The following is a 24,954-nucleotide window of genomic DNA, read 5'->3' as shown; positions in this document are numbered from 1 at the left end:
TCAGGAGAGACCGTAGGAGATGCGTACGTCGTCGACGTACGCGCTGCCGTAGTTGGAGCTGTTGGCGTAGAACGCGATCCCGCCCAGCGCGGGCATCGCGGTGCGGAACGGCTGATCGTCGCTGATCCGCACTCCGTCGATGAACAGGTCGAACCGCTGGTTGACCGTGTCGACGACCAGCCGGACGTCGTACCAGCGGCCGAGCTCGTAGCTGCCGACCGTCCGCGAGGTCGAACCTTCGTACGCGATGATGTTGCCCTTGTCGAAGGCGACGCTGACTGCCGCCGTGCCGCTCTCGTTGTAGAGGTACGGCAGGCCGAACCAGTTGCTGCCGGACACGTACGGCTGGTCGCGCATCACCCGCGCCTCGACGGTCACCAGCCCACGCAGCGGCGTCGCGAACACCTGGGAGATCCCGGTTCCCGCCGTACCGCCGGTGTTCGTCCCGCGGGCGAGCCGGACGCTCCGATCCGAGGCCGAGGGCACCTCGGCGATGTCGACCGCGTTGCCGGTCGCGTTCACCGTCCAGCCGCCGGTTCCCGTGGGCAGTGCACCGGGCGGCAACGAGTCGAAGTCGTGTGCCTGCTGCTCGTCGCCCACTGGATCCGCCAGCAGGAACGCACCGGCGTCGGCAGCTGCCGCAGGCAGCACAGCCACACCGGACCGCTCGACGGTCTGCCGTCCGCTGAGCTCCGCCACCACTGTGTAGCCACTGCCCATCGGCACATCCGGTACGACGAAGCCGCCGTCCGCACCCGACTGAGCCGTGCCGACAACCTCGCCTCCGGACCGCACGGTGACCGCAGCACCCGGCAACGCCTGAGCCCGTTGGTCGAGCACGCGCCCGATGATCGACCCATCGGTGTCCTGCAACCCGACCGTCAGGTCCTGCCTGCTCGTGTCACCCCGGCGTACGGCGACAGTCGCGCTGCCCGCGTCGTACCCGTCCTTGCTCGCGGTGACCGTGGCGACCGAGCCGAATGCGAAGCCTTCGAGCCGGTAAAACCCACCGACCTGAGTCACGGCACTACGAGACCCGGCAACGACGGTTGCTCCCTCGACCGGGTGACCGAACTGGTCGCGGACGAAGCCGTTGACCGACTCCCACGTCTGCTGCCGCGGCGTCCGGTACTCGAAGGCGCCGAGGTCGGGCAGTCCCTGGTAGAGCGCCGTACCGGCGTAGTCCCGCCCACCGTTGTCCTCGACCGCAGCCGCTGTGCCGACGGCGATCGATCCCGACGTCGGCACCAGCGCCAGCGCCCGATCCAGCCGCGGGCCGCTCTCCTCAGTCCCGTACGGACCGCTCAGCGCCGCCTTGAACAGCGGATCGCCCTGCAGCGCACGACGATCCGACGACGGTACGGCGAGCGCCGCGCCGGCGTAGAGGTTGTTGTCGTAGGTGATCGTCGGACTCGTGGTCAGCGAAGCGTTCGCCCGGGTCGAGTACAGGATGTTGTTGCGGATGTCGTACGTCGCGGCCAGCGAACTGCCGTAGCCGTAGATCAGGTGGTCGCTGCGATCGCTGTAGATCGTGTTGTTGTAGACCTTCGCGGTCGCGGCCCGGTCGGAGTGCAGGTAGATCTGGTAGCGCGAGTTGCCGGCGATGGTGTTGTAGCGGATGACCGTGTCGCCGAACGAGAACTGGCAGATCAGGATCCCGTCCCCGTTGTGGTGGACGAAGTTGTACTGCACCACGATCCGGGTCGTCGCCTTGTCCGGGTCGATCGCGTTCGAGTCCGCGCCACCGGCCTTCTGCTGGGTCTCGTACACCTCGTTGTGCTGGATCACCACGTCGTCGGCGTAGTACGCCTCGATGCCGGACGTGCCGGCCCGGTAGACCACGTTGCCCTCGACCAGGCCGCCGCGGACGTCGGTCAGGTACATCCCGTTGCAGGCGTAGTCGTTGCCGTCCTGCTGGATGAAGTTGTTGCGGATCACGACGTTCGTGTGCGGGGTGAACCGCGGGTCGGTGGCGTTCGCGCGCTCACCCCAGCCGGTCTGCACCGCGCCCTCGGACGAGCCGGTGTGCTGCTTGACGACGATGCCGGCGAACGACGTGCGCTTGACCGAGGAGTTCTGCACCAGGATGTCGTCGAGGACGGTCGCCGTACCCGGGTTCGCGACGTCGGCGACCGTGCCGCGGAAGACGATGCCGCCGGTGTTCTTCGAGCGGTCCCAGCCGGTCTGGAAGGTGACGCCGGGCTTGTTGCCGGCCGGGTCGCCGCCGATCCAGTTCACCTCGCCGGTGACGTCGTGCACGTCGACGCCGTCGAGGACGAAGTGGCTGAGGGTGCCGCCGGCGTCGCCGGCCACCTCGATCCCGCGGAGGTCGCGGAGATTGGTCCCGGGCTCGCCGGTGAGCGGCCTGGCGTTGGTGACCTCGAGGTTGCGGATCTCCCAGTCGTGCTGGTTGAACAGCCGGACCGTCTCGGCGACCTCACCGGCGCCGTGGATCGCGGGCCTCGCGCCCGGACCGTACTTGTCGATCACGATCGGCCGGCCAGTCGCGCCGGAGCCCTTCGGCCACAACTGCCCGCCCCAGCTCTGGCCGGCGCGGAGCAGAACCTGGTCGCCCGGCTCGAAGGTCGTGTCGTTGACCTTCTGCAGGCTCCGCCAGGCGCGACCGGGCGAGGTGCCCTTCGCCTGGTCGGACCCGTGCACGGCGTCGACGTAGTACTTGGTGCCGCCGCCGCTTTCCACCGCGGCCGCACTGGACGGCAGCAGCCCTACCCCGAGCAACACCGCGCCCAGCAGGGCGCGCCCCAGCCTCTTGCCCATCGGAAAGCCCTTTCCAAGGTGTCCTCCGACATCCTGGAGTGGTTTCCACCGATGAACAAGGGCAAGTCCAGCAGGTGACCGGATCCGGTCAGCCGATGGTCGAACTGGCGTCAGCTGACTTCGGCGTAGGCCGCGACCAGCAGGCTTGGATCGGGCGCCTCGAAGATCGCGGGCTTGGCCAGGCCGTCGAGGACGACGAAGCGGAGCCGGTCGGCCCGGGTCTTCTTGTCCAGCTTCATCGCGTCCTGCAGGTGCGGCCAGGCGTCGGCGCGGTACTTCACCGGCAGCCCCAGCGTCTCCAGTACGGCGCGGTGCCGGTCGGCGGTCGCGTCGTCGAGGCGACCGGCCGCACGGGCCAGTTCGGCGACGAACACCATGCCGATGCTGATCGCGGCGCCGTGCCGCCACTTGTACCGCTCGACCCGCTCGATCGCGTGGCCGAGGGTGTGGCCGTAGTTCAGCGCCTCCCGGCCGATCCGGCCGCCGACCGTCGTGGTCCGCTCCCGCAGGTCCGCGCCGACGGTGTCCGCCTTCACCTGGATCGCGCGGGCGATCAGCTCCTCGGTGGCGTCGTACTCCGGGCTGGAGGCGCCGGCCGGGTCCTTCTCGACCAGGTCGAGGATCACCGGGTCCGCGATGAAGCCGCACTTCACCACTTCGGCGAGACCGCTGATGTAGTCGTTGCGCGGCAGCGTCTCCAGCGCGGCCAGGTCGCACAGCACCCCGGCCGGCTCCCAGAACGCGCCGACCAGGTTCTTGCCCTCGGCGGTGTTGATGCCGGTCTTGCCGCCGACCGCCGCGTCGACCATGCCGAGCAGCGTGGTCGGAATGTGCACGACCTTCACGCCGCGCAGCCAGGTCGCGGCGACGAAGCCGGCCAGGTCGGTCGTCGTCCCGCCGCCGACGCCGACGATCGCGTCCGACCGGGTGAACCCGGCCTGCCCGAGCACCGACCAGCAGTACGCGAGCACTTCCGCAGTCTTGGCCTCTTCGGCGTCCGGGATCTCGATCGCGTGCGCGGTGTAGCCGCCGGCGGTCAGGTCGTCGCGGATCGCGTCCCCGCTGGTCCGCAACGCCCGCGGGTGGATGACGGCGATCCGCTGGACACCGTCACCGAGCAGCCCGGGCAGCTCCCCGAGCAGGTTGTTGCCGATCACCACGTCGTACGGCGCCGCCGCGGCGACTCGAATCCGGTTCACTTGAGGTGCTCCAGGATTTCGTCGGCGATCTCGTCGGGGGTGCGGTTGTCGGTCTGCACGGTGAGCTTGGCGACCTCGGTGTACAGCGGCCGGCGCGCTTCCATCAGGTTGCGCAGCTGGGTGCGGACGTTGCCGAGCAGGAGCGGGCGCGCGACCCCGAGGCCGACACGCTTGGCCGCCTCGCCGAGGCTGACGTCCAGGAAGACCACGTTGTGCCCAGCCAGGTCGGCGCGGGTGTCCGGGTCCAGAATCGCGCCACCGCCGAGCGACAGCACGTCGTCGCCCTGCAGCGCGGCGACGATGGCGGCCCGCTCGAGCGCCCGGAAGTGCGGCTCGCCGTGGTCGACGAAGATGTCCGAGATCGGCTTGCCGGCCTCCGCCTCGATGTCGGTGTCGGTGTCGCGATGCCGCACGCCGAGCCGCTCGGCCAGCAGTTCGGCAATGGTCGACTTCCCCGAGCCGGGCGGCCCGACCAGGACGACTACCGGGCTCACAGCTCTGCCCACTCCCGCGGCGTGATGGTCGACGGCAGGTTCGCCAGGTATGCCTTGTGGTTGCGGGACGACTCCTCGACCGAATCGCCGCCGAACTTCTCCAGCGCGACCTCGGCCAGCACCAGCGCCACCATCGCCTCGGCCACGATCCCCGCAGCCGGTACGGCGCACACGTCGGACCGCTGGTGGTGTGCCGACGCGGCCTCGCCGGTCGTGGTGTCGATCGTGCGCAGCGCCCGCGGCACGGTCGCGATCGGCTTCATCGCGGCCCGCACCCGCAGCGTCTCGCCGGTGCTCATGCCGCCTTCGGTGCCACCGGAGCGACCACCGGTCCGCCGGACCGCGCCGTCCTCGGCGACGATCTCGTCGTGCGCCTTCGACCCCGGCGTCCGGGCCAGCTCGAACCCGTCGCCGAGCTCGACCCCCTTGATCGCCTGGATGCCCATCAGCGCGCCGGCCAGCTTCGAGTCCAGACGCCGGTCCCAGTGCACGTAGCTGCCGAGGCCGGGCGGCAGCCCGTCCACGACCACCTCGACGACGCCGCCGAGCGTGTCGCCGGCCTTCTGCGCGGTGTCGATCTCTGCCACCATCGCCTTGCTCGCGTCCGCGTCCAGGCAGCGCACCGGGTCCGCGTCCAGCTTCGCGACGTCGCCGTACGACGGGATAACGCCGTACGGCGCCTTGACCGTGCCGAGCTCGACGACGTGGCTGACGATGGTCACGCCGAACGCCTGGCTCAGGAAGCGGGCCGCGACCTCGCCGAGCGCGACCCGGGCCGCGGTCTCCCGAGCGCTGGCCCGCTCGAGCACCGGGCGGGCCTCGTCGAAGCCGTACTTCTGCATGCCGGCCAGGTCCGCGTGACCGGGGCGCGGGCGGGTCAGCGGCGCGTTCCGGGCCAGGTCGGCCAGCGTCTCCGGGTCGACCGGGTCGGGGGCCATCACCTGCTCCCACTTCGGCCACTCGGTGTTGCCGACCTGGATCGCGATCGGGCTGCCCAGCGACAGCCCGTGCCGGAACCCGCCGACGAACGTCACCTCGTCCCGCTCGAACTTCATCCGGGCGCCGCGGCCATAGCCGAGCCGACGACGAGCCAGGGCGTCGGCCACGTCGTCCGTGGTGACCTTGACGCCTGCGGGAAGACCTTCGAGTACGGCGACGAGCGCTTGTCCGTGCGACTCGCCGGCGGTGAGCCAGCGCAGCATGCCCCGATTCTTCCACGCGCATTCCACCGCCCGGACGCCGGTCTCACTGCGCAGCGAGCTCGAACGGGTTGAGCAGCCGGACACCGGTCCGTGCCACATCCGCGGTGTTACGGGTGACGAGAGTCCAGTCGTACGCCAAGGCGGTCGCAGCCATCAGCCCATCCACCAGTGGCAGCGGTGAGCGAGCGTTGAGCCTGCCCCACGTCTCGGCGACCTCCACGGTCACCGGGATGATCCGGTCGCCGTACCCCCTGACCAGCCGTTGGGTCCATTCCTCGATCGCCATGGCCTGCACCTGATCACGGCCCGCGAGTCGCTCGATCCCCTGCCGGAGCTCTCCGACCACCAGCACACTCAGATACAGGTCACTCGACCGCACCGACCTGATCCAGCCCGCGGCACCGGCGTGCGGAACCTTCTTCCGGAACTCCGACACCACGTTGGTGTCGAGCAGGTAGTTCACTCGAACTCGACCTGCCGGACCGGAGCATCCGAGCGCTCGATCTCGAGCACGGTCAGATCGGGTGCCGAGGCCAGGAAGTCCTTGAAGTCAACCACCAGTTCCTCTCCCGTCATTCGCCGGTAGTCCACGATGTCCAGCACGACGGCAACCTGGCGGCCGTGCTTCGTCACGAACTGCGGACCGTCGGCATGCACGGCCCGGATCAGCTCACTGAAATGCTGTTTCGCTTCTTGCACCTGCCACTGTCCAGCGATCGCCATCACCCATCACCTCGGAAACAGTCTAGACAGACTGGACAGAATTCACCAATGCACTCGCCGCGACCGATGCCTCGGGGCCGTGGCTACTGGCGGCGCATGCACGCGTGAGCGGTGTCGGAGGAGAGCGCGTCCCGGAAGGTCAACACGGCGTCGAAGGTCTTGCCGAGAACGGACTCCGTGCAGCCCGTCGACTCCCGGGCGGCCTGACCGCCGGCGATCGCGGCGCCCGCGAGCGCCGCACTGGCGAGCCCGGCCGCGGCGATGCGCCCGGCGGTACGGCGGAATGCGGTGGTCATCACGTGATCCTTTCGCTCTATCAACGACGGTAGGAGCGATCGGCTTCGCGGGAACTGGCTCTGGAACCCGTGTTCGGGTGGCGCTGACACCACCGTCGATAGGGTCGTGGCATGGACCGGGCTGCGGAGGAGACGTGGCGGGCGCGGATTCGCGGCTGCCTGCTGGGTGGAGCGATCGGCGACGCGCTGGGGGCTCCGGTCGAGTTCGAGGACAGTACGTCGATCGTCGCCACGCATCCCGACGGAGTCCGGACGTTCGTGTCCGGGCGGATCGGCTGGCCGCCGGGGACGATCACCGACGACACCCAGATGACGTTGTTCACCGCCGAAGGACTGATCCGGGCGGGCGTGCGGACCGATCGCGGCATCGGGTTCACGGTGGCGGTCGTGCACCACGCCTACGACCGGTGGCTGGACACGCAGGAGCTCCGCTCGCCGAGTGGTGAACGCGACGGCTGGTTGCAGGGCGAGGAGTGGCTGTACGCACGCCGCGCGCCGGGCAACACCTGCCTCAGCGCGTTGCGGGGCGCACGCAACGGCAACGCCAAGATCGAGCAGTTCGGCGGGCAGGCGCGGAACGACTCCAAGGGTTGCGGTGGAGTGATGCGGGTGGCGCCCTTCGGCCTGCTGCCTTCCAAGTGGTTCGACCGGGACTGGGTCTTCGACTCGGCCGCAGACGCCGCCGGCTACACCCACGGCCACCCGACCGGAAAGCTCGCCTCCGGCGCCTTGGCGGTGATCATCCGCGAGCTCTGTGAGGGCGCGGACCTCAACGCCGCGCTGGACACCACCGCGGCGGTGCTCGCCCAGCGGCCGAACCACGAGGAGACCAGTACGGCGCTGGCGGCCGCCCGCCAACTCGCCGCCACTGCATCCGAGCACGGGCCGACGACCGTCGAGAAGCTCGGCGGTGGCTGGATTGCCGAAGAGGCGCTCGCGATCGCGGTGTACGCCGCTCGCGCATACCCGGCACCGGAGCAGTTCCTGGACGCGCTCGCACTGTCGGTCACCCACACCGGGGACAGCGACTCCACGGGCGCAATCTGCGGGAACATCCTGGGCGCCCTCCACGGCGAAACGGCTCTGCCGCCAGAGCTCGTCTTCGCCGTCGAGGGCCGCGTCGTCATCCTCGAGCTCGCCGACGACTTCGCCCTGGAGTTCACCAAGCCGGCCAGCCTGCACGGCGACTACAACCCCGACCTCAGGTGGCGGACCCGCTACCCAGGCTGGTAACCCTCGATCGACAACTGACCGGCCGCATCAGCTATCCGGCGTACAACTCCGCGAGGGGGCCGCCGAGGAGGACGCCGCCGAGGGCGCCGATGAGCATGAAGGGGCCGAAGGGGACCATCTGTTTGCGGGTCATCACCTTGGTCACGATCAGCGCGATGCCGACGACCGCGCCGAGGAAGAAGCCGCCGTACAGACCGGTGATGAACTCGCCCCACCCGAGCCAGCCGAGCGCGAGCCCGAGCAGGCCGGACAGCCGGACGTCGCCGAAGCCGACGCCGCGCGGGAACACGAACCACAGCACGTAGAAAACGACGAACCCGATCGCGCCGGCGATCACCGCGCGGCGCAACGAGCCCCACTCCCCCGAGACCACCGCCGCGCCCAGCAGTGCCAGCCCGACGACCAGGTACGACGGCCAGATGATCGCCGAGGGCAAGTACCGGGTCCGCGCGTCGATGTACCCGAGCACGGCGCCTGACACAGCGAGCAGCAGCCAGGCGACCAGCACCGGGGTCGTCCCTAGCATCCAGCCGAGCAGTCCCCCGGATACGCCCGCGAGCAGACCGCACCAGAACGCCGCCCGCCGACCGGCGAGGTCGGCGTACGGGATCTTGGTCTCGCCCTCCTCCAGCGTCGGCTCGGGGATCCGCCGCATCAGCCACGGGCCGAGCAGGTACGCCGCGGGACCGCAGAAGGCGACACCGGCCCCTGCGGCGAGCAACGCGTTCTCAGCCGGCACGATCCAGGAGCCTAGACGATTTCCGCGGACTGCTACGCGCGGCCTGTGGACGACCGTCGTACCAGGATCCTGGCGATCACTACCGCGGCGAGGCCGAGCAGCAGCGGACCGCCGAGCAGGATGCCGACCGTGCTCCACAGGCCGTCGTTGACCGTGACATACCGGACACGCTGGAACTCGTCGTCCGTCGCGGCGCGCTGGAAGACGAAGTCCGAGGTGATCCGGCCCGGTTCGTCGTACTCGGCCGTGTAGGCGGTCAGGAAGTTGGCGGGCGCCGGCAAGGCCTCGTCCTCGACGCGACCGGCGTACAGGAGCTCCGGCTTCACGGCTGCGTCCGGCAGTTGGGTCGCGTCGACGCGGTGCTCGGCGGCGATGTAGACCGTGACCGTCTGGTCGGACGTGGCGCCCTTGCTGAGCCGCATCGGGTAGACGATCCGGTCAGAGGCGAAGGTCAGCTTGAGCGGTGGGGTCGACCCGCTCATGTCCTCACCGGGCTGCTTCGGCGCGAGCTTCACCGCGACGATCTCCCACTTCTCGGCCAGGTACGGCGTCAGGTTCGCAGCCAGCGTGGGCGGTACGACGTACGCGTTCGAGCGCAGCCAGTCGGTCACCGCGCCGCCGCTCGTGCCGGTCAGGCGGACGACCTCGAACGGGCCGAGCAGCATCTGCTGCCGCACGTTCACCCCATTGGCGCTGCCGGGAGCCGCGGCGCCGGCGCCGTCCCGGCCGCTTCCCATGATGCCGAGGTCCCGGAACGGCCAGTACGTCTTTCGCCTCTCGACCCGCTCCCGGGTCGTCCACTGCAGCCGGTCGAACAGGCGTTCCTCGCCGAGCTCGACCTTGGCCTCGGACGGCACCGGCATGATCCAGGCCGCCTTCTTCGACGACCCGTTGATCGCCATCGACAGCGTGATCTCCTCGGTCCCGCCCTGGTGGCGGACCAGCGCGTTCTCGCCGTACGCCCGGGCCCGCGACTCCTGGTCCGGCAGGTAGCCGCCGCAGGCACACGCCCACGCCGGCGTCACCCCGGCCGCAACGAACCCGAGAGCCAGCACACCCACGACGACCCGCCAGAACCTCATGGCGGGAGACTAGCTAGACAAGGGTGTACGGAGTGCGGAAGAAGTTGCCGGGGTCGTACTTCTTCTTGACGGTGCGCAGGCGGGCCAGGCCGGCGCCGTAGTACGTGCTGACCGAGCGGCCGTTCTCGACGTAGTTCACGTAGCCGCCGGCCGAGTACTTGCGGACCGCGCGATGGCCGTTGGTGATGAAGGTCTGCGCGGTCCGGCCCTGTGCGGACGAGTACCACTGGATCACCCCGAGCGCCGACCGCCAGGCCCACGACGACCGGACCGCCTCCATGTGCGTCTTCACCGTGATCGACCGGGTCGACGCCTTCGAGCCGACGAACGACTCCAGCTGCGCGGCCGCGGCCGCCGCGTTGCCCGTGGTGGAGATGCCGAGCACGTGGATCGACAGCGTTCCGTTGCTGCGGGCATCGATGTGCAGGTTGCCCCAGGACGTGATCGGCGCCGACTGCGCGAACTTCTGCCAGCCGCGGACGACGGCCGCCGCCTTCCGCTGGTCAGCGCTCTGGCGGTGACGACAGCACCTGCCCTCAGCAGTGTCCGGCGGTCAAACTGGCCCACGATCGTCGAGCTCCCCACGGGCGGCGGTCCTCATGGCCGCCAGGGGCGCCGGCGACCTACCGGTCATCATCTCCACCTGGAGGGTCGCCTGATGCACGAGGAGATCAAGGCCGTTCAACAGCTCTGTACCGATTCGGTGCGCCGCGATCGCGAGGCCGGTCGGCCACGGGTGGTACGCCACGTCGAACACCACCGGCGCGACCCCGGCGAAGTGCTCGGCCCACGGGTCGACGGCGCCGCCGGGCAGTGTCGAGATGCACAGGTCGAACCCGCCGATCTGCTCGACCTGCGAGAAGTCCGCGACCGAGGTCTTCAGCCCCAGCTCGGCGGCCAGGTCCAGCAGCCGCTCGGCCCTGGAGACGTCCCGGACGACGACGGTCACCTCGCTGACCTTCAGGCCACGCAACGCCGCCAGCGTGGACGCGGCGGTCGCCCCACCGCCCAGCACGACGGCCGAGTCGGCGGCGGTGATCCCGCGCTCGGCGAACGCGTTCACCAGCCCGGGTACGTCGGTGTTGTGGGCCGACCGGGATCCGTCCGGCTCGAACAGCATCGTGTTCGCCGCGCCGATCAGCTCCGCGACCGGGTCGACGGTGTCCACCAGGTCCAGCGCGACCCGCTTCAGCGGCATCGTCAGCGACAACCCACGGACGTCGTCCCCGAGCGAGGCGACGAACCCGCGCAACTCGTCCTCGCCGACCTCGAAAGCGTCGTACTGCCAGTCGAGCCCGAGTGCCGCATACGCAGCCCGATGCATCGCCGGCGACAACGAGTGCGCGATCGGCGACCCGAGAACGGCGCAACGGGTCATCAGCACCGGCCCTTGTGGGACTGGCACCACGCCTGCAGCTTCTTCACGTTTGCCTCGTGCTCGTCCGACGTACTGGCGAACGCCGTCTCACCGGTGTCCAGGTTGACCAGGGTGAAGTACAGCCAGGATCCCTGGGCAGGGTTGAGCGCGGCTCGCAGCGTGTCCTTGGTCGGCGAGTTGATCGGCGTCGGCGGCAGGCCCTTGACCTTGTAGGTGTTGTACGGCGAGTCCATGTCGCGCTGCTCGGGCGTGGTGAACACGCCGCCGTCCCGGCCGACCACGTAGTGGATCGTCGAGTCCATCTGCAGCCGCATGCCGATCCGCATCCGGTTGTAGATCACCCGGGACACCTTGGCGTAGTCCTGCGGGCGGTTGGTCTCGGCGCCGATGATGCTGGCCACGATCACCGCCTGGTACGGGTCCAGCTTCTTGCGTTTCGCGGTCCCCACCAGGTCCAGCTCGGCCGCGGTCGTCGCGTACTTCTGCGTCATCATCTTGATGATCGTGTACGCCGTCGCGCCCTTCGACACGTCGTACGTGCCCGGGTACAGGAAGCCCTCGGCGTTGTTGTTCGCGTACGACGGCAGACCCAGCGCGGCCGGCTTCGACAGCGCGGTCGCGGCGGCGCCGGCGGGCAGCTTCAGCTTCGGCGACTTCTGCAGCGTGTCGCTGACCTCGGCCTTGGTCAGGCCGGCCCGGAACCCGATCCGGGTGACCAGGATCGACTTGCCGGTGTCCAGCATCAGCTCGAGCGCGGCCTTGGCCGACATCTCCTTGTGCAGCGTGTAGGTGCCGGCCTGGAGCTGGCGCGAGCGCGGGTCGTCCCGGGCCGCCCGCTCGAACGCCTTGGCGCTCTTCACCACGCCCTTCTTCTCCAGCGTGTCCGCGATCGCCTGGGCGCTCTGCCCCTGGGTGATCTCGACCACCACCGAGCCGGTGCCGGCGCCCTGGAAGTCGGGGGCGGCGAACATCTGCTCCAGCGCGTCCCGGCCCTTACCGAAGCCGATCACGGCCCCGGCCACCAGCGCGCCGACGACCACCAGCGAGATCAGGCCGGCGAAGCAGCCGAACCCGCGCCGGGCCCGCGCCTTGCGGCGGTTCGCGCGGCGGTCGACCCGGCTCTCGGCACGGAGCCCGAGGCCGGCGCCCAGATCGTCGCCGTCCGTCACGTCGTCTTCCACCGGTGTTCTGTTCACAGGGGCCTCCCGGGTGGGTTCCCAGTCTCGCGCTCCACGTCGAGAGCGTGTTGCAGAATCACGACCGCCGCGGCCTGGTCGACCACGGCCCGCCGCTTGGAGCCCTTCTTTCCCCGTTCCCGCAGCATCCGTTCGGCCGTGACCGTGGTGAAGCGCTCGTCCACCAGGCGCACCGCCGTCCCCGAGTTGCCCTCCTGCACCTTAGCCCGCACCAGCTCCGCCGTTTCCCGGATCTTCACCGCGGCCGGGCCTTCGCCCCCGGACAGCGAGCGCGGCAGGCCGACCACGATCTCGACCGCCTCGAGTTCGGCGGCGAGTGCCGCGATCCTATCCAGATCGCCGGGGCCCCGGCGGATCGTCTCCACCGGGGTGGCCAGGATTCCGTGCGGATCGCTGCTGGCGACGCCGATCCGGACGTCGCCGATGTCGAGCGCGAGCCGCACACCAGATCTCATCAGGAACGCATCAACCCGTCACGAGCTGGCCGATGGTGTGCTCGACCGCGGACAGCGCGTCGTCGGCGCCGGCCGGGTCGGTGCCGCCACCCTGCGCGACGTCGTCCTTGCCGCCACCGCGGCCGCCCAGCTTCTCGGCCGCGACCCGGACCAGGTCACCGGCCTTCAGCCGCCACTCGCGCGCGGTGTCGTTCAGCGCGATCACCACACCGGGCTTGCCGTCGTTCACGCTCAGTACGGCGACCACGGCCGGCTTGTCGGCCGCCATCCGGCCGCGGACGTCGAGGGCCAGCTTCCGCAGGTCCCCGCCGTTCACGCCGTCGGGGGCGCGATGACCGACGTACTGGACCCCGAAGACGTCCTTCGGGTTCGCGGACAGCTCGGCGGCGGCCGCCAGCACCTGGCCGGCGCGGACCCGCTCGAGCTCCTTCTCCGCGACCCGCAGCCGCTCGGCCAAGTCGGCCACCTTCGCGGGCAGCTCCTCCGGACGGGCCTTGAGGTTCTCGCTCAGCAGCCGGACCAGCGCGCGCTCCTTGCCGAGGTAGCGGAGCGCCTCCATGCCGACGAACGCCTCGAGCCGGCGAACACCGGCGCCGACGGACGACTCACCGGTGACGGTCAGCGCACCGACCTGGGACGAGTGCTTCACGTGCGTGCCACCACAGAGCTCACGCGACCAGGGGCCGCCGATCTCCACGACCCGCACCTGCTCGTCGTACGTCTCGCCGAACAGCGCCAGCGCGCCCCAGTCCCGGGCCTCCGGCAGCGTCATGTACTGCGCCGAGACCGGCAGGTCCTGGCGGACGGCGAGGTTCGCGACCTCTTCGATCTCGGACCGGGTCGCCTGGTCCAGCGCCGACGACCAGGCGAAGTCGAGCCGCAGGTAGCCGGGCTTGTTGTACGAACCGCTCTGCAACGCGTTCGGGCCGAGCACCTGCCGCAGCGCCGCGTGCACGACGTGCGTGCCGGAGTGCGCCTGGCATGCCGATACGCGCCACTCGTGGTCAACCTCGGCGTGCACGTCCAGGCCCGGCGTCAGGACGCCCTCGACGACCTCGACCTTGTGCACGATCAGGCCCTTGACCGGCCGCTGTACGTCGAGCACCTTCAGCTTCACGCCGTCGGCGACGATCAGGCCCTCGTCGGCGATCTGGCCACCGGACTCCGCGTAGAACGGCGTCTTCTCCAGCACCACCTCGACGGTCTCGCCCTGCTCGGCGGCCGGTGCGACCACGCCCTCCCGCAGCACCCCGCGGACCTGCGAGTCGGTCGCCAGCTCCTGGTAACCGGTGAACTCGGTAACGCCCTTCTCGCGCAGCTCCCGGTAACCCGAGGTGTCCGCGTGACCGGCCTTCTTGGCCCGCGCGTCGGCCTTGGCCCGCTCGCGCTGTTCCTTCATCAGCGCCTTGAAGCCCTCGGTGTCCACGTTCAGGCCCTGCTCGGCGGCCATCTCGACGGTCAGGTCGATCGGGAAGCCGTAGGTGTCGTGCAGCTGGAACGCCTTCGCGCCCTCCAGTTGGTGCGCGCCGCCGGCCTTGGTCTCGCGGACCGCGATGTCGAAGATGCTGGTCCCGGCGGTGAGGGTCCGGCGGAACGCCTCCTCCTCGGCGTACGCGACCTGGCTGATCCGGCCGAAGTCGGGCTCCAGCTCCGGGTACGACTTCTTCATCTGCTCCAGGCTGACCGGGAGCAGCTCGACCAGGCTCGGGTCCTCGTAGCCGAGCAGCCGCATCGAGCGGATGGCCCGGCGGAGCAGCCGGCGCAGCACGTAGCCGCCCTGCTCGTTGCCCGGGTTCACGCCGTCGCCGATCAGCATCAGCGCGCTGCGGACGTGGTCGGCGACCACCCGGAACCGCACGTCGTCGGTGTGGTCGGCGCCGTACTTGCGGCCGCTCAGCTCCGACGCCTTCTCGATCACCGGGTAGATCTCGTCGATCTCGTACATGTTGTCGACGCCCTGCAGCAGGTAGGCCACCCGCTCCAGGCCGAGACCGGTGTCGATGTTCTTCTTCGGCAGCTCGCCGAGGATCGGGTAGCCCTCCTTGCCGCCACCCTCACCGCGGATGTTCTGCATGAAGACCAGGTTCCAGAACTCCAGGTAGCGGTCGCCCGCCTCCCAGTCCCGGTCGGCGCCGAACTCCGGGCCGCGGTCGATCAGGATCTCCGAGCACGGGCCGCACGGGCCGGGGATGCCCATCGACCAGAAGTTGTCCTTCATGCCGAGCCGGACGATCCGGTCGTCGGGCAGGCCGGCGACCCGCTTCCACAGGTCGATCGCCTCGTCGTCCTCGTAGTACACCGACGCGTACAGCACCGACTCGTCGAAGCCGTAGCCGCCGTCGTGCTGGGGCCGGGTGACCAGGTCCCAGGCGTACTCGATCGCCTTCTCCTTGAAGTAGTCGCCGAAGGAGAAGTTGCCGTTCATCTGGAAGAACGTGCCGTGCCGGGTGGTCTTGCCGACCTCGTCGATGTCGAGGGTGCGGACGCACTTCTGCACACTGGTCGCGCGCGGGTAGGGCGGCGTCTGCTGGCCGACGAAGTACGGCACGAACTGGGCCATGCCGGCCACGTTGAACAGCAGGTTCGGGTCCGGCGACGGCAGCGGCGCACTCGGCACCACGGTGTGGCCGCGGTCCTCGAAGTACTGCAGGAACCGCCGCCTGATCTCACTGGTTTCCATGGGTGTTACCGGTAGTCCTCACGCGTGTCTGTGTTTGTGTCGATGCCGAGCGCGTCCCGCAACTCGGTCTCCCGTTCGGCCATGCCCTCGCGCACCTCGTCGCCGAAGTGCCGGATCGCGGCGGCCACCTTGGCCGCGGACTCCTGCAGGCTCTCCGGGGCGAGCACCTGGGCGCGCTTCTTCAACCGGGTCACGGCGTACACGCCGACCGCGATGCCGACGATCAGCCAGAAGATCCGCTTCATCCGACATCACCTCGCTTCCGTGCCTTGCGCTCGGCCTTCATCTCATCCTTCACTCGCCGGGTGACGTCCTTGCGCTGGCTGTCGCCGAGCGCCTTGCGGACGCCGTACGTGAACGCCGCGGCCTTCACCAGCGGGCCGCCGGCGGTCGCCGAGAACAGCGACATCAGCGCCGCCGCGTTCGTGGTCACCGTGGTCGCGTTGTCGGTGATGGTGTCGACCTTGGCCAGCTGCGCGTTCGTGGTGGACACGGTGGTGGTCACCTCGCCGAGCAACGGGATGCTCGAGTCGGAGACGCCCTTGACCATGATGCGGGTCTCGTCGAAGACCTTGCCCAGCTTCAGGATCGGATAGGCCAGCAGGCCCACCAGGATGAGCAGCGCGCAGGCGGCTATCAGCCCCGCGACTTCACCGACGCTCATGGGAAACGATCCACCTTCCGTTGCGACCTCGTGGACCGCCCGACCTTATCGCGCGGCCATACCTCAGTCCGCTCCAGGACACCATCCCTCAGATCACAGTCACCCACCAAACCGGCGATCCTGCGTCGCCGCACGCGTGCCGGTCCCCGGGGCCGGCCAGCCCCGGGGACCGGAATTCGTCCGTGTTCAGGCGATGACGTAGCGCTGCATCATGTCGTTGTCCTCGTGCTCGAGGATGTGGCAGTGCCAGACGTATTCGCCGGTGTAGGACGCGCCGATCGCCAGCGGCGCACCGCCGGCGGCGTTCGCTCCGAACGGGACCAGGATGCGGGTGACCTCACCGGGCATCGCCGCGACGGTGTCCTTCCAGCCGCGCTCGTTCGCCGGCGGCGGTGCGGCGCCGCCGACCAGGTACGGCGTGACCGACGGCGGCAGGTAGAGCCCCGTCCCGGGTTCGAGCGGGTCCACGCCGTACGCGGCCTCGGTGTACTGGCTGACTGCGAATCGTTGCCGGTTGAGCACCTGGAACTGGGTGAAGTGCAGGTGGATCGGATGCGCGTCACCCGTCGTGTTCGCCAGTTCCCAGACCTCGAGCGTGTCCTGGCCGACCGGCACGCCCCGGTAGTCGACGGAGGCGAAGGAGCGGTTGTTGAGCAGTGCGGTGAGCGGTGCCCCGGCCGCGTCGAGGATCTCGACCAGCGACATCGTCCGGGTGGCCGCGACCGGCTGTCCCGCCAGCCTCGTGATCGGGACCGAACGCAACGTGGCCGGCAGCGGAGCTGTGTAGCCGCTCGCACCGGTCACCGTGAATCGCATGATCTGCGGCAGCGGCGCCCCGCCGCGCCGTGTGGCCTGCGGCCCGTCGGGGAACGGCGTCCGGGCGTTGTTCGTGAGGATGACGGCGGCGCCGGTCGGCAGCCCGGCGAAGTCGACCACCAGGTCGGCTCGCTCCCCCGGACCGAGCGTCAGCTTGTTCATCTGCACCGGGGCGTCCAGCAGGCCACCGTCGGTACCGATCTGATGGAAATTGTGCGCGTTTGCGCCGATCATGAACTTCAGCAGGTAGAAGCGGGCGTTCGAACCGTTGTAGACCCGGAAGCGGTACTTGCCCTTGGCCACGTCGAGGTTCGGCCAGACCTTGCCGTTGACGGTCGCGACGTCACCGAAGAACTCGGGCGCCCACGGCCGTGGCGTGGTCGGGTTCTGGTTCGCCGGGTACGCGAGCGTCCCTTCCTGGGTGAACATCCGGTCCTGGATCACCAGCGGCACCTCGTACGGCGGCGCCGGCAACCGGCTGCCGTCGCCCGGATCGTTGTCGTCCCGAATGAGGTAACCACTGGCCAGCCCGGCGTACACGTTCAGGCGGGTGATCGCCAGCGCGTGGTCGTGGTACCAGAGCCCGGCCGACTCCTGCCTGTTCTCGTACGAGTAGACGAACTCGGTGCCCGGCAGGAACACGTCGAGCGGTCCCCCGTCGAACTCCGGCCGGGTGTTGCCGCCGTGCAGGTGGACCGCGGCCCGTGGCGCCACCGCGTCGTTCGTGCCGGCCGCCACCAAGCCCTCCTCGACGGCCTGCTCGACCAGCTCGTCGTCGATCGCGAAGGCGAGCGGGTGAGCGCCCAGCTCGTTGCGGACGGTGAGGTCGAACGGAACGTCGCGGCGGGCCACGATCACCGGACCGAGATAGGACTGTGCACCGGCCGACGTCCGGTAGGCGAAGGTGTCCGCCGGACCCAGCGCGCCGTGGAACCGGTGGACGGCGTTCACCATCCGGATCGTCGCGCTGCCGCCCCCGGTGGCGTCGATGACACCCAGGTCGGCGAGCGTCGGCAGTTGTTCGGTGAACATCGTGAGTCCGGCCGGGACGGCGGCGGTCGCGCGGGCGGCCGGACCGAACGCAACCGGAATCGCCAGTCCTGCTCCGGCTTGGAACAGGCGGCGTCGACTGATGGTCATGATGACTCCCCCAATACTTCGGGGCTCCCCCAGCGCCGAATGCTGATGTTCTCAGGGGAGCGCGCTGGGGGCACGCATGACAGTGACCTTCGGCTCTAGCTCAGGGGCCGACAGTCAGGGGTTGCCGCGCTCGCAGGCTATGCCGTCGCCGTTGCGGTCCAGGGCCGGGGTGTAGCCCGGGTCCCCGCGGTACAGAGGTGCCTTACCTGCGGCGCGAACCTCAGCGCAGTTCTTGTAAACCACCGTCGGTGTGGTGGCCGGATGAGTCGTCTGGGTCGTACTTGGCGTGGTCGACGGCTGGGTTGTGGTGGTCGGCCCCGGGACGGTGCTGCTGGGCGGTGTCGACGGCTGGATCGTCGACGGTGGCTGTGTCGACGGGGGTTGAGAGAACGGCTCGGTGGAGGGCTGCGTCGACGGCTGGGCCGGGGAGTTCGGGGTGGCGGCCGCCTTCGTCGGCGACCACGGTGGGCTCAGCGTGGCCGGCCTATTCGCGGGCTGGGCCGGCGGGAACCAGCTCGTCGCCGGGCCGGGGGCAGGTGAGGTGCTCTGGCTCGGCGACTGGCTCGGAGACTGGCTCGTGAGCTCCCGGGGCGGCACTCCGACCAGGCTCGGCGAGGCACCCGCGGGGTCGCCGGGATCAGTCGTCTCGGACGGAGTGCTGCTCTCGGGCGCTGCCAGGCTCGGCGTCGTGGTCGCCGACTCGCGCGCGTTGTACGGTACGACGAGCAACAGGCCGACCAGCGTGATCACGACGGCTGCGAGCGCACCCATTTTGAGCACCGGTGGGCCGCCGTACCGGCCGACGGGGCCGCGGACCGGTACGCCGTTCTCGTCGACCCAGAAGGACCAGCCGGCCGGAGGCTTCGGCCAGTCGTCATCGGGTTTCCAGCTTTTCGGTGGCCGCCAGCGCGCGTTCGGCGGTTCGGGCCAACCAGGGGGCGGGTTGAAGTGCCTCAAAACGCTACCTTTCACCCCCAGGCCGACTCGCAGCCTACCCACCGCAGCCGACCACGCAAGCGTGGGCCCTCCATCCGTCAGTCGAAGCTGACAGTGAGTGTCCGAACCGTCCCGTTAGGTGTCCAAACCAGGCGCATGGTGCCGGTCCCACCTCCGGACCAACGGAAACGGGCGAAGTCGCCGACCTCTTCGACCAGACTCATGGTCTCGGTGGGTGGAGTGGCCCGGTACGCCTCGGCAATGGCTTCCCGGCCGTGGAAGGGGCCGGCTGGGACGTTCACGAAGGTCATGGTGGCGTCGGGGGCGAAGCGGGCGGCGAAGGTGTCCCAGTCGCCGGTGCTGACGGCCTGGTTGAAGGCGTCGACGTGGTCGGTCGTGCGGCTCATTTGCGGTCCCGGAGGATCTTGCGGATGTTCGCGACCCGGTCCGCGTACGCCGCCTCGCCGCCGCGGCGGGTCGGGTTGTAGTAGTCGGTGCCGTCGATCACGTCCGGCGCGTACTGCTGCGGGACGATGCCGCGCGGGTCGTTGTGCGAGTACTGGTACGACGAGCCGTGGCCGATCTTCTTCGCGCCGGCGTAGTGCGCGTCGCGCAGATGGGGCGGCACCGGGCCGACCTTGCCCGCCTTCACGTCGGCGATCGCGGCGTCGACGGCCATGATCACCGCGTTGGACTTCGGGGCGAGCGCGAGGGCGACGACCGCCTGGGCCAGGTTGATCCGGGCCTCCGGCATGCCGATCAGCTGGACCGCCTCGGCTGCGGCGACCGCGACGCCGAGCGCGGTCGGATCGCCCATGCCGATGTCCTCGCTCGCCGAGATCACCAGGCGGCGGGCGATGAACCGCGGGTCCTCGCCGGCCTCGATCATCCGGGCCAGGTAGTGCATCGCGGCGTCCACGTCGGACCCGCGGATCGACTTGATCAACGCCGACGCGACGTCGTAGTGCTGGTCGCCGGCCCGGTCGTACCGCACCGCGGCCCGGTCCACCGCCGTCTCGAGTGTCTTCAGGTCGATGACTTCGGCTTCCTTCGCCCGCGCGCCACCGGCCGCGGCCTCCAGGTAGGTCAACGCCCGCCGGGCATCTCCCCCGGCCATCCGGAGCAAATGGTCGCGGGCGTCCTGCGCAAGCTCGAACTCGCCGTTCAGCCCGCGCTCGTCGGCCAGCGCCCGGTCCAGCAGTACGGCGATGTCGTCGTCGGTCAGCGACTCGAGGGTGAGCAGGAGTGATCGGGACAGGAGCGGTGAGATCACCGAGAAGAACGGGTTCTCGGTGGTGGCCGCGACCAGGGTCACCCAGCGGTTCTCCACGCCGGGGAGCAACGCGTCCTGCTGAGCCTTCGTGAACCGGTGCACCTCGTCGATGAACAGCACTGTCTCGACCGTCCCCGCCGCCCGCGCCAGATCCCTTCGCGCGGCGTCGATCACCTGCCGGACGTCCTTCACCCCCGCGGTGACCGCCGACAACTCCACGAACTTGCGGTTGGTCTGATGCGAGACCACCGCCGCGATCGTCGTCTTCCCGGTTCCCGGCGGCCCCCAGAGGAGCAACGACATCGGCTGGTCCCCCTCGACCAGCCGTCGCAGCGGTGACCCAGGCGCCAGCAGATGCTGCTGCCCCACCAGCTCGTCAAGGCTCCGAGGCCGCATCCGCACAGCCAACGGCGCAGCCGTGTGGTCCATGTCGGCCAAGCTCCCGCCGCCCCGAGCAGGCGCAGGAGCTCCCGGGATCTCGAACAAGCCCTCACTCACAGGTGAGAGCCTACCTAGCCCTACAGACAGTTATTTCTTGCTGTCCTTCGGGTCTTCCTCGTCGTCGGCCTCGCGGAGTTCCTCGGGGAGGTCCTCGTCGTCGGCCTCGCGGAGTTCCTCGGGGAGGTCTTCGTCGTCGAGGTCGCGGAGCTCCTCCGGGAGGTCGTCCTCGTCGAACTCCTCGGGCAGGATCTCCTCGAACTCGGCCACCGACTCCGGCTTGATGGCGTTGCGGAGGCGGCCGAGGATCCGGTCGGCCTCGGTGCCGAAGGGGTTGTCGTTGACGAGGTAGGTCCAGGTGGCGGTCGGGCGGGGGACGCCGCTCGCCTCCTCGTCCAGACCCTCGGCGGTGATCTCGGCGGTCTTGAAGGTCTCGACGGCGTCGGCCCAGGCGTCGGCGATCAGGGTGTCGAACGACGCGATCGCGGACTTGTTGAACTCGTCGATCGGCTTCAGGTGCACGATGCCGCCGGACAGCGACCGCAGGTGGATGCCCTCCCGCAGGTCGGCCAGGTACGCCAGGTGGTCGGTCCACCGCCGGTCCAGGTGGTGCAGGGCGATCCGCCGTACTGCGTCCTTCACCACGTCCTCACCGAGCTCCTCGACGAGTTCGTCGTACCGCTCCTTGGCCTTCTCGGCCAGCTCGGTCGCCGCGAGGTCCTCGGTCAGCACCTTCTCGCGGGTGTCGAGCAGGATCGCCCGCTGCTGGCCGGTCAGCCGGTGGTACTGCCACGTCGTCCGGTGCAGCTCGGCGTTCGCACCGTCCGCGACCCGCTGTGCGTGCTCGAGCACACCGATCGACTTGCGGTCGGTCAGCCGCCCGGAGTCGTCCGGATGCGGCCGCAGCCCCGAGGAAACGGAGTACCGGGTCACCAGCTCGTCGGCCAGGCTCGCGAAGAACAGAGACCCACCCGGGTCACCCTGCCGTCCGGCCCGTCCACGCAGCTGGTCGTCCAGCCGCCGCGACGCGTGCAGACCGGTCCCGATCACGTACAGACCGCCCAGCTCGAGCGCCTTCTCCTTGTCGTGCGACTCGTCGCGCCCACCCAGCCGGATGTCCGTACCGCGACCGGCCATCTGCGTCGACACGGTCACCGTTCCCGGCACACCGGCCTCGGCGATGATGCCGGCCTCCTCGGCGTCGTTCTTCGCGTTCAGCACGACGTGCGGGATCTCGGCCGCCTCGAGCCGGTCGCTCAGCTGCTCGGACTCCTCCACGCTGTGCGTCCCGATCAGGATCGGCCGCCCGGTCTCGTGCACCTCGGCGATGTGCTCGACCAGCGCCGTGTTCTTCTGCTCGACGGTCAGGTAGAGCCGGTCCGGGTCGTCCTTGCGGACGTTCGGCTTGTTCGGGGGTACGACGGCCACCTCGACGTCGTAGAACTCCTGCAGCGACTCACCGACGACGACCGCCGTACCGGTCATGCCGCACAGCGTCTTGTAGCCCTTGACCAGCGCCTGCACGGTGATGCTGTCCAGCACCTCGCCGGAGTCGCTGACCGGCACGGCCTCCTTGGCCTCGACCGCCGCCTGCAGGCCGTCGGGCCAGCGCTGCAGCTTCGCTATCCGGCCGCGGTTGTTGTTGATCAGGCTGACCTTGCCGTCGCGGACCAGGTAGTCGACGTCCTTGCGCAGCAGCACCTCGGCGTGCAGCGCGACGTTGATCTGGGTGAGCCGGTCGAGGTTGTCGTCCTCGTACAGGTTGATCCCGCCGAGCGTGTCCTCGACCTTGTCCGTGCCCTTGTCGGTCAGCGCCACCGTCCGGCCGTCACCGTCGATCTCGTAGTCCACCCCGGCACGCAGCGTCCGGACCAGCTGTACGACGTCGTCGTCCAGCGCCTCGGTCCGGGTCGCACCCGCGAGCACCAGCGGCACCCGGGCCTCGTCGATCAGCACCGAGTCGGCCTCGTCGACCAGCGCCACGTCCGGCTCGACCGTGACCCGGTCGGCCACGTCGGTCACCAGCCGGTCCCGCAGTACGTCGAACCCGACCTCGCTGACCGGGACGTAGCAGACCTCCGCCTGGTACGCCTCCCGGCGCTCCTCCGGTGTGGACGCCTGGCCGACGTGCGACACGCTCACGCCGAGCAGCTCGTACACCGGGCCCATCCACTCCGCGTCGCGGCGCGCCAGGTAGTCGTTGACGGCGAGCACCTGGACCTTGCGGCCGCCGATCGCGTACCCGGCCGCGGCGATCGCGCCGGCCAGCGTCTTGCCCTCACCGGTCGCCATCTCCACGACCCGGCCCTGCAGCATCGCCAGCGCGCCGACGACCTGGCCGTCGAAGGCCCGCTCACCGATCGCGCGGTGACCGGCCTCCCGGCCCAGGGCGAGGAACTCGATCTGCTCGTCCTCGTGCAGCCCGCCGGTGGTGCGCAGCTCGCCCACCGCCTCGGTGAGCTCTTCGTCGGTCAGGGACTGCACCGACTCCTCCGCCTCGCCGACCAGCTGGGTGAGCCGCTCGTACGGGCCGAGGTCGATCGAGCCGGGGCGCTGCAGCAGCCGGCGGAAGCGGGAAGCGATCTTCAGAGCCATGATTCGGCAACGTACAGCCTCGGCGTGTCGTTCCGTAATGCAGGTAGGCGTATCAGGGGGTCCAGTTGTACGGCGTGGTCGTGGTGACGGCGTGCAGGCCCAGTTTCTGGAGGATCGGACGGGAGTCCTCGGACGCGTCCACGCGGAGGAACTCGTACCCGCGTTCCTTCGCCAACTGGGCCCGATGGACCAGCAGAGCGCCGTACAGACCCTGTCGCCGCCACTCCGGCAGCGTGCCGCCACCCCACAGGCTCGCGAACCCCGTCCCGGGGTGGAACCGGACCCACGCGGCCGACACCGCCGGCCCGTCCGGCCCCTTCAGCGCGTCCTCGACCAGGTACACCGACAGCCGGTCCGGGAACATCCGGGCCTCGCCGGACAGCCGCTCCTCGATCCGCTCCAGCCCGTTGTGCCACAGCGTGTCCATCAGTACGGCGATCCGGTGGTAGTCGGCCGGGCCGTCGGCCTCCCGCAGCCGCACCTTCGACGGCAGCGCGGACGGCCGCTCCAGGATCCGGTCCACCTCGCCGAGGATCAGGGTCTCCGGATCGTCCGGGGTGAACCCGGCCCGGACCAGCCGGTCGCCGAGGTCGGCGGGTTCGTCGTACGCGTACGTCTTCCACTCGAACGGCAACCCACGGTCACGGAAGAACGCGACCTCGGCCGCGATCACCGCGTCCGGGTCGTCGCCGAGGCCGCGCGGCGACTCGACGAACCCGGCGCCGTCGGGCCCTTCGACGTACGAGCGATGCACCAGGCCGACATGCTCGGTCTTCCAGCCGGGAATGGCGTCGGCGTCCGGCAACCGGATCCGGCGATGGAAGACCTCGAGCAACTCGGCAGGCGTCATGTCCGCAGTCAACCAACTGGTGAACAGCGGCGTCTAACCGTTTGTCCTGAAAGGGGGGACATCATGAACATCCACCACATCTCGCGCAAGACGATCGTCGCCGCCCTCGCCATCATGGCGATCCCCGCCGCAGCGATCGCCGCACCGGCCGTCACCGGCTCCACCTCCGCCCCCCGCACCGTCTCCACCAGCGCCGCCTCGACCAGCACCACCACCGCATGCCCGAAGGGCTGGGGCTCGCTGCCCGAGACCAACAGCCGGATGACCTCCGCGCCGATCACCAACGTGCGCACCGGCCGGCACGCCTGCTTCGACCGGCTGGTCGTCGACCTCCGCGGCCGCGCCGCCGGGTACGACGTCCGCTACGTCAGCAACGTCACCCAGGACGGCTCCGGCTTCGTCGTACCGCTCCGCGGCGGCGCGAAGCTCCAGATCATCGTCCGCGCGCCCGCCCACACACTGGCCGGCCAGCAGACGTACCGCCCCGCGAACAAGCGCGAGCTGACCAACGTGGCCGGCTACAGCACCTTCCGCCAGGTCGCGTACGGCGGCAGCTTCGAAGGCCAGACCACCATCGGTCTCGGCGTTCGCGCCCGCCTTCCGTTCCGCGTCTTCACGCTCGCCGGCCCGGGCTCGAACACCCGCCTCGTGGTGGACGTCGCCCACCGCTGGTAACCCAGACCCCCACCCCAGCGGCCGTCCGGCTCCCCCGCCGGGCGGCCGCCCTACTCCATTGGGCGGACCTGTTCCGGTGAATCCACGCTCCGGCGGGCGCTGGCGGACCGCC

The 24,954-nt window shown here is 69.9% G+C and carries 24 protein-coding genes; 2 read left to right on the top strand and 22 right to left on the bottom strand.

What is annotated here, in order from left to right:
• From AB0H36_RS29245 to AB0H36_RS29215, 7 genes are all read right to left on the bottom strand, one after another.
• Positions 1 to 2,778, bottom strand: coding sequence for a carboxypeptidase regulatory-like domain-containing protein (locus AB0H36_RS29245; RefSeq protein ID WP_360530396.1), 2,778 nt, complete (start codon positions 2,776 to 2,778; stop codon positions 1 to 3).
• Positions 2,779 to 2,888: 110 nt separating this feature from the next.
• Entirely contained in the window at positions 2,889 to 3,977 is a 1,089-nt protein-coding gene (gene aroB, locus AB0H36_RS29240) for a 3-dehydroquinate synthase (RefSeq protein WP_360530393.1), read from the bottom strand.
• Complete coding sequence (locus AB0H36_RS29235; protein WP_360530390.1) at positions 3,974 to 4,471, bottom strand: shikimate kinase; 498 nt, start codon at positions 4,469 to 4,471, stop codon at positions 3,974 to 3,976. Before AB0H36_RS29235 ends, aroB begins: the two co-directional genes overlap by 4 nt.
• On the bottom strand, positions 4,468 to 5,673 hold the full coding sequence (gene aroC, locus AB0H36_RS29230; RefSeq protein WP_360530387.1) for a chorismate synthase: 1,206 nt from the start codon (positions 5,671 to 5,673) through the stop codon (positions 4,468 to 4,470). The genes AB0H36_RS29235 and aroC overlap by 4 nt, the downstream gene beginning before the upstream one ends.
• Positions 5,674 to 5,716: 43 nt before the next feature.
• Positions 5,717 to 6,136 carry a type II toxin-antitoxin system VapC family toxin gene (locus AB0H36_RS29225; RefSeq protein WP_360530384.1) on the bottom strand — a complete coding sequence of 140 codons (420 nt, stop codon included), beginning with the start codon at positions 6,134 to 6,136 and terminating at the stop codon, positions 5,717 to 5,719.
• Complete coding sequence (locus AB0H36_RS29220; protein ID WP_360530381.1) at positions 6,133 to 6,396, bottom strand: type II toxin-antitoxin system Phd/YefM family antitoxin; 264 nt, start codon at positions 6,394 to 6,396, stop codon at positions 6,133 to 6,135. The genes AB0H36_RS29225 and AB0H36_RS29220 overlap by 4 nt, the downstream gene beginning before the upstream one ends.
• A gap of 83 nt (positions 6,397 to 6,479) precedes the next feature.
• A complete protein-coding gene (locus AB0H36_RS29215) occupies positions 6,480 to 6,692 on the bottom strand; it encodes a hypothetical protein (protein ID WP_360530378.1) in 213 nt (70 codons plus the stop codon).
• Positions 6,693 to 6,803: 111 nt separating this feature from the next.
• On the opposite strand from AB0H36_RS29215, the gene AB0H36_RS29210 reads away from it, so the two are divergent.
• Positions 6,804 to 7,925, top strand: a complete 1,122-nt coding sequence (locus AB0H36_RS29210) for an ADP-ribosylglycohydrolase family protein (protein WP_360530375.1) — start codon at positions 6,804 to 6,806, stop codon at positions 7,923 to 7,925.
• Between the two features lie 31 nt (positions 7,926 to 7,956).
• On the opposite strand, the gene AB0H36_RS29205 is transcribed toward AB0H36_RS29210, so the two are convergent.
• From AB0H36_RS29205 to AB0H36_RS29135, 15 genes are all read right to left on the bottom strand, one after another.
• Positions 7,957 to 8,664, bottom strand: coding sequence for an A24 family peptidase (locus tag AB0H36_RS29205; protein WP_360530372.1), 708 nt, complete (start codon positions 8,662 to 8,664; stop codon positions 7,957 to 7,959).
• Positions 8,665 to 8,696: 32 nt separating this feature from the next.
• On the bottom strand, positions 8,697 to 9,746 hold the full coding sequence (locus AB0H36_RS29200; protein WP_360530369.1) for a DUF2330 domain-containing protein: 1,050 nt from the start codon (positions 9,744 to 9,746) through the stop codon (positions 8,697 to 8,699).
• A gap of 13 nt (positions 9,747 to 9,759) precedes the next feature.
• A complete protein-coding gene (locus AB0H36_RS29195) occupies positions 9,760 to 10,131 on the bottom strand; it encodes a BBE domain-containing protein (RefSeq protein ID WP_360530366.1) in 372 nt (123 codons plus the stop codon).
• A 168-nt stretch (positions 10,132 to 10,299) separates the two neighbouring features.
• On the bottom strand, positions 10,300 to 11,124 hold the full coding sequence (locus tag AB0H36_RS29190) for a shikimate dehydrogenase (RefSeq protein WP_360530363.1): 825 nt from the start codon (positions 11,122 to 11,124) through the stop codon (positions 10,300 to 10,302).
• Complete coding sequence (gene mltG, locus AB0H36_RS29185) at positions 11,124 to 12,320, bottom strand: endolytic transglycosylase MltG (RefSeq protein ID WP_360530360.1); 1,197 nt, start codon at positions 12,318 to 12,320, stop codon at positions 11,124 to 11,126. Before mltG ends, AB0H36_RS29190 begins: the two co-directional genes overlap by 1 nt.
• The gene (gene ruvX / locus AB0H36_RS29180; RefSeq protein WP_360530357.1) at positions 12,317 to 12,775 is read right to left on the bottom strand and encodes a Holliday junction resolvase RuvX; all 459 of its coding nucleotides are present in this window, start codon (positions 12,773 to 12,775) and stop codon (positions 12,317 to 12,319) included. The genes mltG and ruvX overlap by 4 nt, the downstream gene beginning before the upstream one ends.
• 10 nt (positions 12,776 to 12,785) lie before the next feature.
• Positions 12,786 to 15,455, bottom strand: a complete 2,670-nt coding sequence (alaS, locus tag AB0H36_RS29175; protein ID WP_360530353.1) for an alanine--tRNA ligase — start codon at positions 15,453 to 15,455, stop codon at positions 12,786 to 12,788.
• 5 nt (positions 15,456 to 15,460) lie between these two features.
• Positions 15,461 to 15,700 (bottom strand): DUF6167 family protein, encoded by a 240-nt coding sequence (locus AB0H36_RS29170; RefSeq protein WP_360530350.1) that lies wholly within the window; start codon positions 15,698 to 15,700, stop codon positions 15,461 to 15,463.
• Entirely contained in the window at positions 15,697 to 16,119 is a 423-nt protein-coding gene (locus AB0H36_RS29165) for a DUF948 domain-containing protein (RefSeq protein WP_360530347.1), read from the bottom strand. Before AB0H36_RS29165 ends, AB0H36_RS29170 begins: the two co-directional genes overlap by 4 nt.
• A gap of 186 nt (positions 16,120 to 16,305) precedes the next feature.
• Entirely contained in the window at positions 16,306 to 18,075 is a 1,770-nt protein-coding gene (locus AB0H36_RS29160) for a multicopper oxidase (protein ID WP_360530344.1), read from the bottom strand.
• 114 nt (positions 18,076 to 18,189) lie between these two features.
• Entirely contained in the window at positions 18,190 to 19,032 is an 843-nt protein-coding gene (locus tag AB0H36_RS29155) for an excalibur calcium-binding domain-containing protein (protein WP_360530341.1), read from the bottom strand.
• 77 nt (positions 19,033 to 19,109) lie between these two features.
• Positions 19,110 to 19,418 carry a nuclear transport factor 2 family protein gene (locus AB0H36_RS29150; protein WP_360530338.1) on the bottom strand — a complete coding sequence of 103 codons (309 nt, stop codon included), beginning with the start codon at positions 19,416 to 19,418 and terminating at the stop codon, positions 19,110 to 19,112.
• A complete protein-coding gene (locus AB0H36_RS29145; RefSeq protein ID WP_360530335.1) occupies positions 19,415 to 20,782 on the bottom strand; it encodes a replication-associated recombination protein A in 1,368 nt (455 codons plus the stop codon). Before AB0H36_RS29145 ends, AB0H36_RS29150 begins: the two co-directional genes overlap by 4 nt.
• Before the next feature lie 30 nt (positions 20,783 to 20,812).
• On the bottom strand, positions 20,813 to 23,317 hold the full coding sequence (secA2, locus tag AB0H36_RS29140; RefSeq protein ID WP_360530332.1) for an accessory Sec system translocase SecA2: 2,505 nt from the start codon (positions 23,315 to 23,317) through the stop codon (positions 20,813 to 20,815).
• A gap of 52 nt (positions 23,318 to 23,369) precedes the next feature.
• On the bottom strand, positions 23,370 to 24,167 hold the full coding sequence (locus tag AB0H36_RS29135; protein ID WP_360530329.1) for a GNAT family N-acetyltransferase: 798 nt from the start codon (positions 24,165 to 24,167) through the stop codon (positions 23,370 to 23,372).
• Positions 24,168 to 24,230: 63 nt separating this feature from the next.
• Here AB0H36_RS29135 and AB0H36_RS29130 point away from each other — a divergent pair, with 63 nt between their 5' ends.
• Positions 24,231 to 24,842, top strand: coding sequence for a hypothetical protein (locus tag AB0H36_RS29130; protein ID WP_360530326.1), 612 nt, complete (start codon positions 24,231 to 24,233; stop codon positions 24,840 to 24,842).
• Positions 24,843 to 24,954 lie beyond the last annotated feature (112 nt).

The sequence above is a fragment of the Kribbella sp. NPDC050820 genome, from assembly GCF_040653975.1.
Lineage (GTDB): Bacteria > Actinomycetota > Actinomycetes > Propionibacteriales > Kribbellaceae > Kribbella.
The sequence above is the reverse complement of the archived record's forward strand: the minus strand, read 5'-3'. Positions and strand labels throughout refer to the sequence as shown.

Excerpts from the sequence above, each read along its gene's own strand:
- AB0H36_RS29245 (WP_360530396.1), bottom strand. The coding sequence starts at position 2,778 with ATGGGCAAGAGGCTGGGGCGCGCCCTGCTGGGCGCGGTGTTGCTCGGG.
- aroC (WP_360530387.1), bottom strand. The coding sequence starts at position 5,673 with ATGCTGCGCTGGCTCACCGCCGGCGAGTCGCACGGACAAGCGCTCGTC.
- AB0H36_RS29220 (WP_360530381.1), bottom strand. The coding sequence starts at position 6,396 with ATGGCGATCGCTGGACAGTGGCAGGTGCAAGAAGCGAAACAGCATTTC.
- AB0H36_RS29215 (WP_360530378.1), bottom strand. The coding sequence starts at position 6,692 with ATGACCACCGCATTCCGCCGTACCGCCGGGCGCATCGCCGCGGCCGGG.
- AB0H36_RS29210 (WP_360530375.1), top strand. The coding sequence starts at position 6,804 with ATGGACCGGGCTGCGGAGGAGACGTGGCGGGCGCGGATTCGCGGCTGC.
- AB0H36_RS29200 (WP_360530369.1), bottom strand. The coding sequence starts at position 9,746 with ATGAGGTTCTGGCGGGTCGTCGTGGGTGTGCTGGCTCTCGGGTTCGTT.
- AB0H36_RS29190 (WP_360530363.1), bottom strand. The coding sequence starts at position 11,124 with ATGACCCGTTGCGCCGTTCTCGGGTCGCCGATCGCGCACTCGTTGTCG.
- ruvX (WP_360530357.1), bottom strand. The coding sequence starts at position 12,775 with ATGAGATCTGGTGTGCGGCTCGCGCTCGACATCGGCGACGTCCGGATC.
- alaS (WP_360530353.1), bottom strand. The coding sequence starts at position 15,455 with ATGGAAACCAGTGAGATCAGGCGGCGGTTCCTGCAGTACTTCGAGGAC.
- AB0H36_RS29170 (WP_360530350.1), bottom strand. The coding sequence starts at position 15,700 with ATGAAGCGGATCTTCTGGCTGATCGTCGGCATCGCGGTCGGCGTGTAC.
- AB0H36_RS29165 (WP_360530347.1), bottom strand. The coding sequence starts at position 16,119 with ATGAGCGTCGGTGAAGTCGCGGGGCTGATAGCCGCCTGCGCGCTGCTC.
- AB0H36_RS29160 (WP_360530344.1), bottom strand. The coding sequence starts at position 18,075 with ATGACCATCAGTCGACGCCGCCTGTTCCAAGCCGGAGCAGGACTGGCG.
- AB0H36_RS29150 (WP_360530338.1), bottom strand. The coding sequence starts at position 19,418 with ATGAGCCGCACGACCGACCACGTCGACGCCTTCAACCAGGCCGTCAGC.
- secA2 (WP_360530332.1), bottom strand. The coding sequence starts at position 23,317 with ATGGCTCTGAAGATCGCTTCCCGCTTCCGCCGGCTGCTGCAGCGCCCC.
- AB0H36_RS29135 (WP_360530329.1), bottom strand. The coding sequence starts at position 24,167 with ATGACGCCTGCCGAGTTGCTCGAGGTCTTCCATCGCCGGATCCGGTTG.
- AB0H36_RS29130 (WP_360530326.1), top strand. The coding sequence starts at position 24,231 with ATGAACATCCACCACATCTCGCGCAAGACGATCGTCGCCGCCCTCGCC.